The following is a 17984-nucleotide window of genomic DNA, read 5'->3' as shown; positions in this document are numbered from 1 at the left end:
TTGGCAGTTGGGCGCGAAAATCAGTATTCAATTTTATCGCGGAAAAGAATGAGCGCGCGAAACAGCGGCGTATCATACTGCTCGGGAGTTTTGTCTTCGCCGGTGATCCATTTAAACAAATCACGATCCAGCACTTCCAGCAGTATTTCAAACTCGTCCAGAACATCATTGCTCATACCGGCAATATGCTGATCGGCATATTGGCCAAAGATCAGATCCATTTCTTTCATACCGCGATGCCATGAGCGAAACAGCAATTTGCGCCGTCTCACATCCAGTTGCGCGCCGGCTTCCGTTCCAGACAGTTTACTACCCGTACTCATATCATTCTCCGAAATATCGTCTTGTATAAAACATGGCGCAGCAGATCGCAAAGAACATAGCATTGCCCGCGCTGTGAATTATGTTTACAGCCATATAACGCGGGATGAGCCCGCTGTCAGCCTTGCATGTTGATTTGTTTTAAAGCAGTTTCGTACAAAACAGGCTCTCACTCCTCCTGTTCCTGCTCTGAAAACGGGTATATTTGCATTCATGCGTCCAAGTCTGCTTGATCCACTCTTCGCCTCGGTCCGTACGCTCACCGGTATCGGCCCTAAAGTCTCAGCCCTGCTGCTGAAGCTTCTGGGAGCGGAAAGTGCTGCAATGCTGGAGCCCCGTATCGGCCAGCTGCTGTTCTTAGCACCCAATAGCGTAATCGACCGGCGCAACCGCCCGGGCGTGGCCTATGCGCAAGAAGGCGCTGTCGTCACATTGGAAGTGATCGTTGATCAATATCAGTTCTCAGCCTCCACCAGCAAATCCGGCGCTTTTATGCGCGGCTCTGTTCCGCATCGCATTTTTGCGCATGATGCAACAGGTGAAGTTACACTGGTATTTTTTCATGCGCAGCGCACATGGCTTGAAAAAAGCCTGCCGCTTGGCGAAACCGTTATTGTCTCTGGCAAGGTAGAATGGTTCAACGGCCGTGCTTCCATGGTGCATCCCGACCATATCGCCCCGATTGACGGCAGTGATGATCTGCCGCTGATTGAGCCGGTCTACCCGCTGACTGCCGGACTTTCACCCAAAACGCTGGCACGCGCTATGCGTGATGCTCTAACGCGTATTCCCGACCTGCCTGAATGGCAGGATAAAACACTGATGCAGCGAGAGGGATTCCCAACTTTTTCTCAAGCCTTGCATCACCTGCATCTACCGGAAGAGCCTGTCGATATCGCATTAGACGGCACTTCACGGCGCAGGCTTGCCTATGACGAATTTCTGGCCGGACAATTGGCTCTGGCCTTAGTGCGGGCAAAAACGCGGCGCTTATCCGGCAGGCCGCTCACCGGCACCGGCGAGATCGTTGCTAAAATTCTGAGCATATTGCCTTACCACCTGACCAAAGGGCAGGAACAAGCAGTTAAAGATATTATCGCCGATCTCAAAACACCGGAGCGTATGCTGCGCCTGCTGCAAGGCGATGTCGGATCGGGTAAAACTGTGGTCGGCCTGCTATCTATGGCACATGCGGCAGAAACCGGCGGACAATCAGCCCTGATGGCACCAACAGAAGTGCTGGCACGCCAGCATTATGCAACGATTGCACCACTGGCCGAACAAGCCGGTCTAAAAGCAGCACTGCTCACAGGGCGTGAAAAAGGCAAAGAACGTCAGCGCATATTGGAAGAGCTGGCAAGCGGTGCGATCAATATTATCATCGGCACCCATGCATTGTTTCAGGATAAAGTCGAATATCACGATCTGGTATTTGTGATTATTGATGAGCAGCACCGCTTTGGGGTGCATCAGCGCTTGCAGCTCACCGCCAAAGGTACTGCACCGGAGATGCTGGTAATGACCGCCACGCCTATTCCGCGTACGTTAGTGCTCACCGCTTTTGGCGATATGGACGTTTCCAAACTCACAGAAAAACCTGCCGGTCGCCAGCCTATCACCACGGCGATTGTGCCGAGTGAGCGGTTGAGTGAAATTGTTGACCGGATGCGCACAGCCATTCGTGATGGTCAAAAAATCTACTGGATTTGCCCGCTGGTTGAAGAATCCGAACATGTAGAACTCACCTCAGCCGAAGAGCGTTTTCAATCATTTCTGCCGGTATTTGGCGACAAGCTCGGGCTCATTCACGGCCGCATGACCGGCATTGAAAAAGACGAAGCTATGCTCGCCTTCAAACGCGGTGAAACACGGCTTTTAATTGCCACCACAGTCATTGAAGTGGGCGTGGATGTACCGGATGCCACAGTGATTGTGATTGAACATGCCGAGCGCTTTGGCCTGTCGCAATTGCATCAGTTGCGCGGGCGTGTGGGGCGTGGCGACAAGGCCTCAACCTGCCTGCTGCTTTATAAAGGCCCGCTGGGTGAAATTGCCAAGGCGCGGCTTCAGGTGATGCGCGACACCGAAGACGGCTTTCGTATTGCCGAAGAAGATTTAAAACTACGTGGTGAAGGTGAGCTGCTCGGTACCCGGCAATCCGGCACACCGGGCTTCCGGCTGGCGTCAATTGAAGAGCATAGTGACCTGCTGGAAATCGCCCGCAAAGATGCACGCCTGCTGCTCGGGCGCGATGTGGATTTACAAAGCGAGCGCGGTCAGGCATTGCGGCTGCTGCTCTATATTTTCGGGCGCGATGAAGCCATCCGGCTGCTGCGCGCGGGATAAGATAAAGGCGGCCACCTGGCCGCCTTTATCATTTTATGAAGTTAATATCATATCATATTGAATTTATTATCTATTCAACAGTAACAGACTTAGCAAGATTACGTGGCTGATCGACGTCTGTACCCATAAATACTGCTGTATAATAAGCCAGCATCTGGATCGGCAGCGCATAAACCAGCGGTGAAATGAACTCCGGCACTTTCGGCATAATCAGTGTTGAAAGCGCATCAACATTAGCATGTTTTGCACCTTCTTCATCTGTGATCAGAATGATGCGACCGCCGCGTGCGGCCACTTCCTGCATATTCGATACAGTCTTTTCGTAAAGACGATCAAATGGTGCAATAACAATCACCGGCATAGTTTCATCAATCAGCGCGATTGGCCCATGCTTCAATTCCCCTGCCGCATAACCTTCGGCATGAATATAGGAAATTTCTTTGAGCTTAAGGGCGCCTTCCATAGCCAATGGATAGGAGGTGCCGCGACCAAGATAGAGCGCATGTTTGACATTCATCAGGTCACGGCAAATCGCCTCAACCTTAGGCGCAAGCTTCAATGCCTGATGAATATAACCGTTGAGCTCTGCCAGTTCCTGCACCAGCTGCTTTTCTTCGCTCGGGGTGATGGTGCCTTTTGCTTTGGCGGCAGACAGCGCCAATGAAGCCAGAACCGAAAGCTGGCAGGTAAACGCCTTGGTAGAGGCAACACCGATCTCAGGTCCTGCAAGGGTCGGTAAAACAATGTCTGACTCGCGCGCAATCGTGGATTCACGCACATTAACCACAGCGGCAATCGGCAGACCTTGCGAGCGGCAATAGCGCAAAGAGGCCAGCGTGTCCGCGGTTTCACCGGACTGTGAAACAAACAGCGCCAATGTATCTTTCGACAGTGGCATTTCACGGTAACGGAACTCTGAAGCAATATCAATTTCCACTGGCAGGCGTGCATAACGCTCTAACCAATATTTGCCGATCGTGGCTGCATAATAAGCCGTGCCGCAGGCTGAAATTGCCAGACGATTGATCTTCGACCAGTCAATATTTGTCACATCGCTGCGGATCGTTGAAGACGAGAAGTCCAGATAATGCGCCAGCGTGCGTGAAATCACTTCCGGCTGCTCATAGATTTCCTTTTCCATGAAATGCTTATAATTGCCTTTATTGACAACATAAGCTGTACCGGCAGATTGCTGCACAACGCGGCTGACCTCAGTATTGCTCTCATCATAGATGACAGCCTTATCACAGGTCAGCACCGCCCAATCGCCATCTTCCAGATAAGAAACTTTATCGGTGAACGGCGCCAGTGCAATTGCATCAGAACCGAGGAACATTTCACCGTCACCATAACCGATTGCCAGAGGCGATCCGCGGCGTGCTGCAATCAGCATGCCATTCTCGCCTTTGAACAGAAAAGCCAAAGCAAAAGCACCGCGCAAACGGACAAAAACATTGCGCACAGCATCAATCGGCGCATCGCCGGAGCGAATACTGCGCGACACCAGCTGGGCTACGGTTTCCGTATCGGTATCGCTTTGAAAGGTTACACCTTCAGCTTCCAGTTCGGCACGCAGTTCAGCAAAATTTTCAATAATGCCGTTATGAACAATAGCAACCTGTTCCGTTGCATGAGGATGTGCATTACGCTCGGTTGGTGCGCCATGCGTTGCCCAGCGTGTATGGCCAATACCGATTGAGCCGCTCAAAGGTTCATCTTTCAAACGGTTCTCAAGATTAACCAGCTTGCCTTCGGCACGACGACGCTCAATCTGGTTATCCACCAATGTGGCAATACCGGCGGAATCATAACCGCGATATTCAAGACGCTTCAAGGCATCAACTAGCCGTGAGGCAACCGGATCTTTGCCGACAATACCAATAATTCCGCACATAAGGTCTGTTTCCTGCTGAGCTATTTGCAAACCATTGTTTTAAATCAAAACTTTATGGTTAAGTTATAATTATTTGTTTTTACTAGCCTTAATGGCTTTGTATTTTTCACGCAACACAGTGGCGCGCTCTGCTTTATTGACCTGACGGGAGCGCCCGAGCGCTAAGGCATTATCCGGCACCTCTTCGGTGATTACACTGCCCGAGGCTACATAAACACCATTACCGATTGTAACCGGCGCCACCAGCGATGTGTTGGAGCCGATAAAAGCATTGCTGCCGATCACGGTCTGAAACTTGTTATAACCGTCATAATTACAGGTAATCACGCCTGCACCCACATTGGTATCATGGCCGATTGTACTGTCGCCGATATAAGACAAATGGTTGATCTTGGCGCCAATACCTATCTCTGCATTTTTCACTTCACAAAAATTGCCAACTTTTGATTTCTCACCAAGTCTGGCTCCCGGGCGCAAACGTGCAAACGGCCCCACACTGGTATCTGCGCCGATCACTGCACCTTCAATATGCGAGAATGCATGAATAACAGCCCCTGATGCCACTGTAACTTTGGCGCCGAAAAATACATTCGGCTCAATCACCACATCCGCATCAATCTGCGTATCATGAGCAAAAAACACAGTTTCCGGCGCAATCAAAGTCACGCCTGAAAGCATAACCTCGCGGCGCTTGCGTGCCTGCCACAGGGCTTCTGCTTCAGCCAGTTCCGCACGGTTATTAATGCCGATCACATTTTCAACCGGCACATCAATGGCAACCACATTCAGACCCTGCGCATGGGCAAACTTAACAACATCGGTGAGATAATATTCGCCTTTGGAATTGTCATTCTTGACCGCCTCAATCAGCGACAATGCATGCCGACCATTCAAAGCCATCAATCCGCCATTGCAAAAGGTAATTTTGCGCTGTTCGGCACTGGCATCTTTTTCTTCGATAATCGCGACCAGCTTGCCTGCCTCTTCAATCAAGCGGCCATAGCCGGTCGGATTTTCAGGGCGAAAGCCCATCACCACAATATCCGCACCATCAGCAAGTTTTTCACGTGCCGCACGTAGCGATTGCTCCTCAATCAGCGGCGTATCACCGAAGACCACCAACACATCATCATGATGTGTATTTAATGCCTCACGGGCAGCCAGCACCGCATGAGCAGTACCCAAACGCTCGCGCTGCTCGTAAAAACGCGCTGAACCATTAATCTTACCCACAGCCTTCTGCACATCTTCAGCACCGCGCCCGACAACAACCGCCAACGCGCTTGCTGCATTATCAGCGCTCGCACCCTGCACGGCTTTGACCACATGACCAACAAGCGGCAGCCCTGCGATCGGATGCAAAACCTTGGACATTGAGGACTTCATGCGCGTTCCCTCGCCGGCGGCGAGAATGATAGTCAGGCAGGATCTTGAAGTCATAAATTTTTCCGTGAATTTCTGGCCTGATATTTCAGAACCACTTTAATGGCAAAACGTATAGATTTGTTTACCCGTTACCGCGATGTGACATTCTAAAGCAGCTTCAGGCTAAAGCAGTCTCAGGCTAGAGCAGCCTCAGTAAAAGAGAAAGCCGGCTTGCCGTCAGCCAAGTTTGCCCAGCACCGGAAATGTTTCCAGCAGCCAGAATGCGAAAGACTGCATACCGCCGGTCAGGAACAGCACACCGGCCAGAATGAGCAAAACGCCCATCGCCTTTTCAACCTTGCCCATATGCACACGAAAGCGCGCCAGAAACCGCATAAATGCGCCGGAGAACAGCGCAGCAATCATAAATGGCACGCCTAACCCAAGCGAATAGATCGCCAGCAACGATGCACCATCGAGCACGGAGGCCTTGGAACCGGCAAGCGTCAGGATCGGCCCCAGCACCGGTCCGATACATGGCGTCCAGCCAAATGCAAAGGCCAGCCCCATTATATAGGCACCAAGTGGCGTAGCAGGTGCGGAGCGCGCCTGAAACCGCGCCTCGCGTGACAACATCGACAATCGGATCACGCCAAGGAAGTTCAACCCCATAACAATGATCACCAGACCAGCCGCAATCGCGATCTCCTGCTGCCACTGGCGCAAAAATGCCCCTATAGAAGAAGCACCGGCACCAAGCGCCACAAATACAGTGGTAAAACCGAGGACAAAGGCAAAAGACGTCATCAACAAACGCAGACGATTATGGGAAGCCTCTGCCGCCTCACCGCCCTTGCGAAAATCATCAACACTCACACCCGCCATATAACAAAGATAGGGTGGCACCAACGGCAACACGCATGGTGAGAGAAATGACAAGGCGCCGGCACCGGCCGCAGTGAGATAAGATATGTCGATTGCCATGCTAATTTCCTGTTAGAGCGGGTAACATTCAGGTTGGATCGCAACACCCGCTCTAGATTTTAGAGTTATCGCATTGTCATACCTACCAACTTGATAGTGCAATGCTCGAGAGCAGTTTCAGAATAAGTGGAAACGCATAAGACTTAAAATCAACCCGCAGGGCTCATTTCTCTTTCCGCTATAATCCGCACGAAACTGCGTTCAAATAAAAACACTCCGGCTACGACATTTGCCACTTTCAATACGGCGCACGCGATGCGGCCGACATTGTCATACTGATATATGTCGCTTTCAGATTACCAGCGCATCGGCTGCGCATAGGATTGCTGCCCTTATAGCCAGAAAATCAAGCGATAGGAACCTTTACAACCAATCACTCTAATATTTGAGCAGCAAATATCGCTCACCATGGCGCAAATCACTTAAAATTTGAGAATCAAATGTACAAACAATGGCTTGGAGGAATCATTTTTGTCCAGATTCCCATGGGCAGAGAAAAAACTTCATTTATTTACTCCCGCAATAAGGGTAACTATCCGCATATAAGCAGCTTATGCGTGCATTAATCCCGTCTCCATGTGGAAAAAACACAGAAAAACCCAAAAAACGACCATTCATTTGAAAAACAATGATTTTGGGTGTTGACGATCACGATATCCACCCCTATGTATCGCCGCACTTGCAGAGCATTACCGAGTGCTCCTGACGAAGACCAAACGGTCTCACTGAAATTGCAAGAGCGCGTAGCTCAGCCGGTAGAGCAACTGACTTTTAATCAGTAGGTCCACGGTTCGAACCCGTGCGCGCTCACCACTCCCTTAATAGGGCGCAATTCTCAAGCAAAACAAAATCACTTACATAAATAACAGCCTTTCTTCTAGAGCGGAAAACGTTCAGGTTGTATCGTAGCCCTCGCTCTAGATTTTAGCTTTTTCGTATTGTCAAACCTATCAAGTTGATGAAACTAGATAGTGAAATGCTCTAGTTACCGCTTATTCAACATGCGTTTGTAATTGCACTCCTGTTTTAAACAGCACCCAGCGCACAAGCAGCTGCTGTGAGCCACGCCCACATGCTTAATCCTTAGCCTTACTCCCCGTCACTTTATAAACAGAGATAATTCTATTATCATTTTATCTAAAAATTTCATTGGCACTAAACCAGTGATCGTACCACTATTCACGACACGGAATCATTTTTGCTCACACGAAGCATGATCTGTATGGGCGAATTATCAGTTGGAATTCGGGGAACGCGTAATGAATATTTATAAAAAGGCACTCTCAGCCACAGCACTTGCAGTGCTGGTTGGCGGCTTGGTGCCCTCTCTGGCATTTGCCAAAACACTGATCTATTGCTCGGAAGCAACACCGGATAATTTTGATGCGGCGAGCACCACATCCGGCGCCACCTATGATGCATCGGCACGTAATGTTTCCAACGGATTGATCAAGATCAAGCGCGGCTCGACTGAGCTGGAACCCGGCCTCGCTGAAAGCTGGGAAATCTCGGAAGACGGTAAGGAATATACATTCCATTTGCGCAAAGGCGTAAAATTTCAGACCACCAGCTATTTCACGCCAACACGTGAGTTTAATGCTGATGATGTGATTTTCTCTTTTGCCCGTCAGGGTGATAAAGAAAATCCGTTTTACGGTCACGGTACATGGCCGCAATATGGCGCCTATTCTTTCCCGAGCCTGATTAAAGAAATCCAGAAGATTGACGATCATACCGTCAAATTTGTACTGAACCGCCCTGAAGCAACCATGATTGCCTCGCTGTCACTGACATTTGCGGTTATCCAGTCCAAGGAATATGCCGATAAGCTGGTTGCTGAAGGCAAAACCGATCAGCTTAGCCAGATGCCAATCGGCACCGGCCCTTATCAATATGTTGACTATCAGTCGAATAGCGCCATCCGCTATCAGGCAAATCCGGATTATTGGGGCGGCAAGCAGAAGATTGATAATCTGATTTTCGCCATCACCCCTGATGCCGCAGTGCGTTATCAGAAGATGAAGGCAGGCGAATGCCACATCATCGCTTATCCTAATCCTGCTGATATCGATGAAATGAAAGCGGACAAATCGCTGGAAGTGCAGCGCAAAGAGGGTCTGAACATTGCGTTCATGGCCTATAATACCGCCGTGGCACCTTTTGATGATGTGCGCGTGCGTAAAGCTTTGAATATGGCGATTAACAAGCCGGCAATTATTGAGGCGGTGTTCGGCTCAACCGGCATGGTCGCAGTTAACGCAATGCCTCCGGGTGTTTGGGGCTATAACAAAGACATCAAAGATGACGCCTATGATGTTGATGCCTCGCGCAAACTGCTTGAAGAGGCCGGTATTAAAGATCTGTCGATGAAAATCTGGGCGATGCCGGTGCAGCGTCCATATATGCCCAATGCCCGCAGAACAGCCGAGCTGATGCAGGCTGATCTGGCTAAAGTCGGCGTAACAGTTGAGATCGTCTCTTATGACTGGAGCGATTATCTGAAACGCTCACTGGAAAAAGATCATGACGGCGCTGTCATGCTTGGCTGGACCGGCGGTATGGCTGATCCTGATAACTTTCTGGCCGCATTGCTCGGTTGTGAAGCGATTGGCAGCAGTAACCGTGCAAATTGGTGCAATGCAGATTTTGAAAAGCTGATTCAAGCTGCAAAACTGACCACAGATCAGGCTGAGCGTACAAAGCTTTACGAACAGGCACAGGTTGTCTTTAAGGAACAGGCGCCATGGCTGACAATCGCCCATCAGGTGATGGAACAGCCGGTAAGCGCAAAGGTTAAAGATTTCCGCGTAGATCCGTTCGGCGGCTACCTGTTTGAAGATGTGGATATTGAAGAATAATATGCACACGAGCAGTTTCAGGAAAAGTGGGAACCAGTTTCCGTCTGAAACTGCGTTCAAACAAATAGTGAGGGCAGTTTCAGGAAAAATCTAAGTAGGCTCTCCTGAAACTGCGTTTAAACAGTCAGATAGAGCCGGTAACGATCAGGTTGGAGCGCAGCGCTCGCTCTAGAAAATAGCTTTTTCGCATGGCATGCCTATCAACTTGATAGTGAAATGCTCTAGAGCATTTCGTAGTCCAATGGAATCATTGGGCGGCCACGATAATGCGTAAAAACAATAACTTAGAGCGGATTACATGATCCAATTTAAACGTAAACCGCTCTAGCAAAAGTTCACCTCATACTGAATGGCGCCCTTCAGGCGCCATTTTGCTAAAATCATCACGTGAATATTTATAAGCTGATCTGAAAGAAGTCTGATGGATATTGTTGAACGCTTCCTGAACTATACGCGTATTAATACCACTGCGGTGCCCAATGCTGCGCATTTACCATCAAGCAGCGGCCAGACAGAGCTCTCAATCCTGCTGGCGGGTGAATTGCGCGATCTGGGGCTTGTGGTTGAAACCAGAGATCATTCGATTGTGGTCGGCACATTGCCATCCAACATTAAAGATGGCCGCAAAGCCCCGACAATCGCCTGGGTTGCCCATATGGACACCAGCAGCGAATATAATACCGATACGCGCGCACAAGTGGTGGACTATACTGGCGGCGATATTACACTCAACAAAGACCTCAATATTGTGATGCGGCTGGAAGAGTTTCCGGAGCTGAAGCGCTATCAAGGCGACCAGATTATTGTAACCGACGGCACAAGCCTGCTCGGCGCCGATAATAAATCTGCAATTGCTGAAATCATGCATGCGATGCAAGTGCTGCACGATAACCCCGAGATCGAACATGGCGAAATTAAAGTCGTGTTTGTTCCGGATGAGGAAATCGGCCTGCTGGGTGCCAAAGCACTGGATGTAGCAAGTCTCAATGCAGATTTTGCCTATACGCTCGATTGCTGCGCTGTGGGTGAGATCGTTTATGAAAACTGGAATGCCGGCGAATATCACATCACTTTTCACGGGCAACCAGCACATCCGATGTCTGCCAAGGGTAAATTGCGCAATGCCATCCTCTATGCCCACCAGTATATTGGCATGCTGCCTGCCGGTGAGCGTCCGGAATATACCGAAAAGCGTGAAGGTTATTACTGGGTAAAAGCGGTTCAGGGCAGCGTTGCTGAGGCAAAAATCGTTGTCGATATTCGCGATTTCACTGAAGCGGGATTTGAAACCCGCCGCAACTTTATCGACACACTGGCCGCAAGCTTCAATCAGCTTCATGGTGAGGGTGTGGTTACAGTGGAATATCGCCCGATGTATCGCAATGCGGCACAGGGCTTGCAGGGTGAAAATTTCTATCCGGTAGAACTCGCACTGGAAGCAATGAAAGCCATCGGCGTTTCACCCTATGCTATTCCGATGCGTGGCGGCTATGATGGTGCAGTACTGTCAGAAAAAGGATTGCCCTGCCCCAACCTGTTCTGCGGCGCTCATAATTTTCACTCGATCTATGAGTTTTTGCCAGTCGGCTCGCTCAATAAAGCCTCGGAAATGGTTATAGAGATTTTGAAACGCGCCGCAGCTAAAAGCTGAACACCCCCGATTAAGGCCTCTGCCCGTTTAATGCACATCAATATATGTGCTTATACGGGCAGCTTCTGCTCGCTTGGCTGCAGTAAATTTACATGTCTATCAATAATTACAAAAACAACAAAAATAGAATTTTCAAATTATAAAATAATATTCAGGCCATTCACCAGTAACGCACTGAAACCTTCTCCAGTCTATACACAAATCCGTTACCTAATAAATAAAAAACGTCATTAAACAATTGATGATACTGAGGTATTTTTTGTTGACCTCTCAGATTTAGCAGTCTTTATTATAGATGCCGATAAAAAATGGCGAAATAATAAGAATGAGGGAACAGATGATTATCGCTAAAGCAATCCGTGTTGCCGGGCTATTATCGCTCACCTATGGCGCTCTGATTTTGGGAACAAGCCTGTCATATTCTCAGCCTGCAGAAATGATAGCAGCCCCGGACCGCTCGCCTTCTGACGGCGTTGGACCATTTAAAAAACTGGTTATCCGTGGCGCTACATTAATTGACGGCACAGGCGGCCCGCCACGCGGACCAGTTGACATTGTCATCGAAAACAACCGCATTACAGACATCTTCAATGCAGGAACGCCGGGTCTCCCCTTAAAGGCAGAACGCAAACCCGCAGATGCCGATCATGAAATCGATGCAACGGGCATGTTTGTAACGCCAGGCTTTGTAGATACCCATACCCATGGCGGTTCACCAGACAAGGCGCCGGAGCTTGAATATCCGTATAAGCTTTGGCTTGCACATGGCGTGACCACAGTGCGTGGTGTAGCGTTGGCATGGGGCAAAATGGGCGCCAGCGAAAAGTTGCGCAGTGAAAAAAATGAAATCACCGCACCGCGAATATTCAATTACCAAACACTGGGCAGTGCATGGGATAATGGACGCGTCACCACGCCTGAACTTGCACGCGAATGGGTGCAATGGGCAGCACAAAACAATATTGACGGTATAAAATTCTTTAACCGCGGGGATGAAACGCCTGAAATTATTGCGGCGGCAATTGATGAAGCCAAAAAAAATAATCTTGGCACCGTAGCGCATCTTTCCCAGAACCTGGCACTGGAGGTCAATGCAGAATCTGCTGCGGCCATGGGTCTTGGTACCGTCACGCATTTCTATGGTCATTTTGAATCGCTGTTAAAAGACCACAAAATTCAAAATTTCCCCGCAGATTATAATTACAATAATGAATATGACCGTTTTGCCGGCGTTGCCGATATCTGGAACCAGATATACGAGCCGGACAGTCCGGAATGGAAAGCCTATCTGGAAAAACAGAAAAAGATGGGCATCGTCTTTGATCCTACATTCACCATTTACGCGGCCTCGCGTGATTTAATGCGCGCACGCAATGCTGACTGGCATGACAAATATACCATGCCAAGCCTGTGGCGGTTTTTCCAATCTACACGTGATAATCACGGCTCGTATTTCTACGACTGGACTACCCATGATGAAGTGCAATGGCGCAACTTCTATCAGCGCTATATGCAACTGGTAAATGATTACAAGAAAATGGGTGGCCGCGTTACAACGGGCTCCGATTCAGGCTTCATCTATAAGCTCTATGGCTTTGGCTATATTGAAGAGCTTGAACTGCTGCAGGAAGCAGGCTTCTCACCTTTAGAGGTCATTCAATCAGCAACCATTAATGGCGCGCGTACCTTGATGGAACCAAAAAAAGAGGCACCGCAATTCGGCATTATCCGCAAAGGCATGCTGGCGGATATCGCGATCATGCCGGAAAACCCGCTCGCCAATTTCAAAACGCTCTATGGTACGGGTCATGAAAGATTGAACCCGGAAACCAATAAGCCTGAAATTATCGGCGGAGTAAAATGGACGATTAAGGACGGCATCGTCTTTGATTCAAAGAAACTGCTCAATGATATCGCCCTTATGGTCGAAGCAAAAAAAGCAGCCGAGAATGAGGCTAAACCAGCACAGCCCAATTAAATCCGGCGCTGAAAAGCATTGATCGCTTTTCACAACATCAGCTCCTCCGAAATGTTTCGGAGGAGCAAACAAATTTGTCGCAACAAAGATAAGCTTACATTTAAGAATTTTTATGTCTAAACATATAATCAACTCACCAAACACATAGTCCAGGTAAATATTTAAGAGAGGCCGGCCATGATTTCTATTAAGCGATCAGTAACAGCAACCTTCACAACTCTTCTTATGTCAGCGAGCTTATTAGCATCTACTACTGCTGAAGCCTGCACCCGCTTTGTCTATCACGGTGGTGCAGATCAGATTATTACCGGTCGCTCAATGGACTGGAAAACCGATGTTGGCACCAATATTTGGGTTTTCCCGCGTGGCATGGAACGCTCCGGTGAAGTCGGTCCAAACTCGGTTCAATGGACATCAAAATTTGGCAGCGTTATTGCCTCTGGTTATGACATCTCAACGACAGACGGCATGAATGAGGCTGGCCTAGTTACCAATGTGCTATGGCTGGTCGAATCGTCCTACCCGAAATATGACGGCACAGCGCCCGGTCTGTCCATCGCAGCATGGGCGCAATATGTTCTCGACAATTTTGGTACCGTTCAGGAAGCCGTCGATACGCTGGCAAAAGAACCATTTACCATTGTTACCAGTGACGTACCGGGTGAAGACCGCCTTGCCACACTGCATCTTTCACTGTCCGATTCAAGCGGTGACAGCGCCATTATTGAATATATTGACGGCAAACAGGTTATCCATCACAGCCGTGATTATCAGGTCATGACCAACTCTCCGGCCTTTGAACAGCAATTGGCACTGAACTCTTACTGGCAGCAAATCGGTGGCACTGTGATGTTGCCTGGCACCAACCGCGCCGCAGATCGCTTTGCGCGTGCATCTTTCTATGTCAATGCAATCCCGAAAACAGACGATGCGGAAGAGACATTGGCCAGCGCTTTCAGTGTTATTCGTAACGCATCGGTGCCATTTGGTATATCCACTCCAGATCAGCCGAATATTTCTTCTACCCGCTGGCGCACGGTCTCAGACCACAAGCGTGGTCTGTATTTCTTCGAATCGGTTTTAACGCCAAATGTATTCTGGGTTGATCTCAAAAAGATGGATTTCTCAGAGAAAACCGGAAAAGTGCAGAAGCTCGACCTCGGCGTTAATCAGAGCAATATTTATTCCGGCATGGTCAATGATCAGTTCAAAGAAACTGAGCCTTTCAAATTTTTGGGCCTTTAAAGTGATCCTCTGCTAAAAAATCAGCCCCGTATCCTTCAGGAAACGGGGCTGAACTCTGTAGTTAATACAACTGCGATTAAGTCTGTATTTAAATTTAAAATTATGGCCGGTATGCCACCGCAAATTACCAGCCACCTAAACGATTACTGCTTCGGGCTGAGATCCATTAAAAACCACTTTTCTGACAGCTTAGACAAAGTGCCGTCAGCCTGCATTGAAGCCAAAGCGTCATTCAATATAGCTTTCAGCTCAGGCTCGTCTTTACGGATTCCAAAAGTGGTATTGGTAGCCATGATGCCGCCCACAAAAAACGGACCGCTCGGCTGCAGTCGCCCGCCGCTTGCTTTGGCTCTGTCAGTCGCAAAAATCAGATTATCAAACTGGGCATCAATTCTGCCGCTCGTCAAATCAAGCAGGCTTTGCTCCGCAGATTTATAGGTGCGTACGTCGCTATCACTACCAAATTCTTCTTCTGCAAATTTAAGCTGGCTTGTTGAAAGCGCAGCCCCAAGCACCTTGCCTTTCAAGGCAGTCTTCAACTCAGCAATGGCTTGTTTGCCCTCTTCGGTATCAACCGAAAAGCTTTTTCCGGTGTTTGGCAGGTTCACCAGCGGGCTGTCGGCAGCAACGAGGAATGTATTTGGCGTAATCACATAGGGATTGGTGAAATCAATGACTTTTCTGCGCTCTTCAGTCGGGCCAGCCGTCAGCATCACGTCAAACTTACCAGCCACCAATGACGGCGTCAGGCTATCCCAATCCTGTGCAGAAATTTTACACTCCAACTGCGCGCGCTTACATGCCTCTTTCATCACATCAAGATCGAGACCAACCAGTTCGCCATCGGCTTTGGTCGAGTTGAATGGCGGGAAAGCGCCCTCAACACCAACATTGAGTGTTTTCCATTCTTTAGCATCTGCCTGCGCCACACCAGCCGCGAGTGTTGCAGTGATCATTGCCAAGACAGCGGCAACTGTTTTTACTTTTAACATAGTCAGTCCTTTTTCTATTATATGCCCGTAATTTCACCTGTTCGCAAACCGTTCAGAACAGGCAAACCGGCAAGGCAATATGTGTAAAATCAAACGTCAGACAGCATTGGCTTTAACATGACGTACAATATCAGCATGCGTGGCAAACCAAACTTTACCGCGTGCATTCATGTGCTGGATAAGCTCATCCAGAATCCAGATTCTTGATCTGTGTCCAATAATATCCGGATGCATGGTGAGCTGAAAAATGCCGCCCTCATCGTAAGCCGCATCAAATTCACGGATGAAAATCTGCAAAATGTCATGTGGTGCAATTTGCGGGCGCAAACCGCCCCAGCGATCCATCACAAGATAGGCGGCATCATCGCGGATCCACTCAACCGGCAGCTCCACAACATTGCACGGCTTGCCATCAAGCAGCAATTCGTAACAATCAACATCTGCCATCAAGGAACTATCATATAACAGCCCCATTTCCTGCGAAATCCGCAGCGTATTATCGCTGAAATCCCACGAAGGCGTGCGGATACCAACCGGACGAACGCCGGTAATTTTTTCAAGCCTATCCGCAGAGCGCAGCATCAACGTACGTTCAGTATCATAATCGAGCAGCGTATTACGCTCATGTATCCAGCCATGCAGAGCCACTTCATGGCCTTCGGCAATATGGGCTTTCTGCTCTTCCGGATAATGGATCGCGGTAACTGCCGGAACATAAAAGCTGGCGGGGATGCTGTATTTCTCTAAAATCTTGCGGATACGCGGTATACCTTGGCGTGCGCCATACTGCCCCTGAGAAAGCGCTGAAATTGACTTGCCGCCATCGCGTAATTCAAACGTATCATGATCACTGTCAAAAGACAGAGCCACAGCACAAGCACCATTTTCGGGCCAGCTATCCGGACGCAGTGTTTTACCGGCACGGGCTTTGTTCAGGATTTTTTGTAGTTTTTCCTCTGACCATGTCCATGTAGGAACAGGCGCATCAGGACCATAACTCATAATAAAACTCCATTTGGCGGCACGAAAGCACCACCGCCATTTTGAACGGATAATTATGATCCTTCATAGGATATAGTCATGTCAGGTACCACTGATATAATAAATTATCCACTCCTGGACAGTTTCACAATCACACTTGTTAAACCTGAGGTTACCATGCCGTATTCTCAATCACTCTCCTGATTAAAATCTATATAAAATTACGCATATGTGTATGTTTACAAACTAAATTTCCGGTGACATAGTGACCGCTAATATAGATCTGTTTTATATTAAAAACTTTCTCTGATAATCAGAAAAAGTCAGATTTTAAATAAAGCAGATACAAATATAAAGAAAACAATCGGAATTAAACTCCGGCATCTTCGCTTAAGTAGAAGGTTTTTTATAAACATCCAGACATTGCGGTGTATTAAGAAAAACGGCTTACTAAGCGCGTATAAATAGTGCTGCAGAATAAAAAGAAAAAACTGCACGCTAATAACATTAAAATGGGAAAAACTATGCTCGGCAGCATTTCAAAAAACATCACCAAATTAAGTGGATTAGCAATTTTATATGGTTGCCTGTCTGTGACCGGAGTAGCAGCTGACGACCTGCAGAAAATTAAAGATGCTGGCGAATTGTCTGTGGCAATGACAGGGCAATATCCACCATTTAGTTTTGTCAATGAATCGAATGAAGTTGTTGGATTTGATGCCGCAATTGGCAAGGCAATCGCCGATAAACTTGGAGTCAAAGCCAAAATCGTTACCACCCCTTTTGATGGTATCATTGCAGGCTTACGCGCAGGAAAATACGATATAATTGTTGCCTCCACGGCCATCACGCCCGAGCGCGCCAAGGCAGTAGATTTTGCCGGCCCTTACTACCATGCCGGACGAGCTATCGTTGTTAAACACGATTCCCCAATCACATCATTGAATGAACTCGACGGTAAAGTAATTGGCGTCATACTTGGTGACACGCATGAAAAGTGGGCGCGCGGGCAAGGTTCATTCGATTTACGCACCTATAAAGCATTACCTGAAATGCTGATGGAGCTTAACAACAATCGCATTCAAGCCATCATTATGGATCGTATTCCGGTGATGGTCGCAACCAAAAAAACCGGCCAAAAAATCAAAACTCTCGAGACACCTGACATTGAAGGTGCAAGTATTTCTGTTGGTATACCGTTGAGAAAAAATAACCCTGAGCTGAAGCAGGCTATTCAGACAGCTTTGGATGAAATGATGAGCGACGGAACTTACGAAAAAATCTCCATGGAATGGATCGGTAGCGACATACGCTAAAGTATTTCCTGTCGAGCTACTCATCTTGATGGTCGCGGCTCCGTTACGCCTTT

General features: G+C 48.4%; 13 protein-coding genes and 1 tRNA gene. 8 read left to right on the top strand and 6 right to left on the bottom strand.

All coding sequences use genetic code 11. The features are described 5' to 3' along the window. Nucleotides 1–20: 20 nt before the first annotated feature. The gene (locus tag MP213Fo_RS13945) at nucleotides 21–323 is read right to left on the bottom strand and encodes a succinate dehydrogenase assembly factor 2 (protein WP_421089559.1); all 303 of its coding nucleotides are present in this window, start codon (nucleotides 321–323) and stop codon (nucleotides 21–23) included. A 126-nt stretch (nucleotides 324–449) separates the two neighbouring features. Here MP213Fo_RS13945 and MP213Fo_RS13940 point away from each other — a divergent pair, with 126 nt between their 5' ends. Beyond that, a complete protein-coding gene (locus MP213Fo_RS13940) occupies nucleotides 450–554 on the top strand; it encodes an SWIM zinc finger family protein (protein WP_421089558.1) in 105 nt (34 codons plus the stop codon). After that, nucleotides 523–2667, top strand: coding sequence for an ATP-dependent DNA helicase RecG (gene recG, locus MP213Fo_RS13935; protein ID WP_421091162.1), 2145 nt, complete (start codon nucleotides 523–525; stop codon nucleotides 2665–2667). Before MP213Fo_RS13940 ends, recG begins: the two co-directional genes overlap by 32 nt. Before the next feature lie 70 nt (nucleotides 2668–2737). Here the strand turns inward: recG and glmS are convergent, their stop codons facing one another. The 3 genes from glmS to MP213Fo_RS13920 form a co-directional block, all read right to left on the bottom strand. Then, nucleotides 2738–4561 carry a glutamine--fructose-6-phosphate transaminase (isomerizing) gene (gene glmS / locus MP213Fo_RS13930; protein ID WP_421089557.1) on the bottom strand — a complete coding sequence of 608 codons (1824 nt, stop codon included), beginning with the start codon at nucleotides 4559–4561 and terminating at the stop codon, nucleotides 2738–2740. Between the two features lie 69 nt (nucleotides 4562–4630). Next, nucleotides 4631–6001, bottom strand: a complete 1371-nt coding sequence (glmU, locus tag MP213Fo_RS13925) for a bifunctional UDP-N-acetylglucosamine diphosphorylase/glucosamine-1-phosphate N-acetyltransferase GlmU (RefSeq protein WP_421089556.1) — start codon at nucleotides 5999–6001, stop codon at nucleotides 4631–4633. 162 nt (nucleotides 6002–6163) lie between these two features. Continuing rightward, nucleotides 6164–6910, bottom strand: coding sequence for a cytochrome c biogenesis CcdA family protein (locus MP213Fo_RS13920; RefSeq protein WP_421089555.1), 747 nt, complete (start codon nucleotides 6908–6910; stop codon nucleotides 6164–6166). 737 nt (nucleotides 6911–7647) lie between these two features. Here MP213Fo_RS13920 and MP213Fo_RS13915 point away from each other — a divergent pair. The 5 genes from MP213Fo_RS13915 to MP213Fo_RS13895 all read left to right on the top strand — a co-directional run bounded on the left by MP213Fo_RS13915 (nucleotide 7648) and on the right by MP213Fo_RS13895 (nucleotide 14642). Continuing rightward, nucleotides 7648–7723 (top strand) — tRNA-Lys (locus MP213Fo_RS13915). Nucleotides 7724–8169: 446 nt separating this feature from the next. Then, on the top strand, nucleotides 8170–9768 hold the full coding sequence (locus MP213Fo_RS13910; protein WP_421089554.1) for an ABC transporter substrate-binding protein: 1599 nt from the start codon (nucleotides 8170–8172) through the stop codon (nucleotides 9766–9768). A gap of 421 nt (nucleotides 9769–10189) precedes the next feature. Beyond that, nucleotides 10190–11419, top strand: a complete 1230-nt coding sequence (pepT, locus tag MP213Fo_RS13905) for a peptidase T (protein ID WP_421089553.1) — start codon at nucleotides 10190–10192, stop codon at nucleotides 11417–11419. Nucleotides 11420–11756: 337 nt separating this feature from the next. Next, nucleotides 11757–13397, top strand: coding sequence for an amidohydrolase family protein (locus MP213Fo_RS13900; protein ID WP_421089552.1), 1641 nt, complete (start codon nucleotides 11757–11759; stop codon nucleotides 13395–13397). A gap of 225 nt (nucleotides 13398–13622) precedes the next feature. Further along, entirely contained in the window at nucleotides 13623–14642 is a 1020-nt protein-coding gene (locus MP213Fo_RS13895; protein WP_421091161.1) for a linear amide C-N hydrolase, read from the top strand. A gap of 143 nt (nucleotides 14643–14785) precedes the next feature. Here the strand turns inward: MP213Fo_RS13895 and MP213Fo_RS13890 are convergent, their stop codons facing one another. Both MP213Fo_RS13890 and MP213Fo_RS13885 read right to left on the bottom strand, forming a co-directional pair. Next, nucleotides 14786–15634, bottom strand: coding sequence for a transporter substrate-binding domain-containing protein (locus MP213Fo_RS13890; RefSeq protein WP_421089551.1), 849 nt, complete (start codon nucleotides 15632–15634; stop codon nucleotides 14786–14788). A 96-nt stretch (nucleotides 15635–15730) separates the two neighbouring features. Continuing rightward, nucleotides 15731–16636, bottom strand: a complete 906-nt coding sequence (locus tag MP213Fo_RS13885) for a polysaccharide deacetylase family protein (protein ID WP_421089550.1) — start codon at nucleotides 16634–16636, stop codon at nucleotides 15731–15733. Nucleotides 16637–17127: 491 nt separating this feature from the next. Between MP213Fo_RS13885 and MP213Fo_RS13880 the strand changes: the two genes are divergently transcribed. Beyond that, complete coding sequence (locus tag MP213Fo_RS13880; protein ID WP_421091160.1) at nucleotides 17128–17931, top strand: ABC transporter substrate-binding protein; 804 nt, start codon at nucleotides 17128–17130, stop codon at nucleotides 17929–17931. Nucleotides 17932–17984 lie beyond the last annotated feature (53 nt).

It is taken from the genome of Pseudochrobactrum mosebachae (assembly GCF_048914685.1).
Classification (GTDB): Bacteria; Pseudomonadota; Alphaproteobacteria; order Rhizobiales; family Rhizobiaceae; genus Pseudochrobactrum.
Note: the sequence above shows the minus strand (reverse complement) of the source record. Positions and strands in the feature narration are given on the sequence as shown.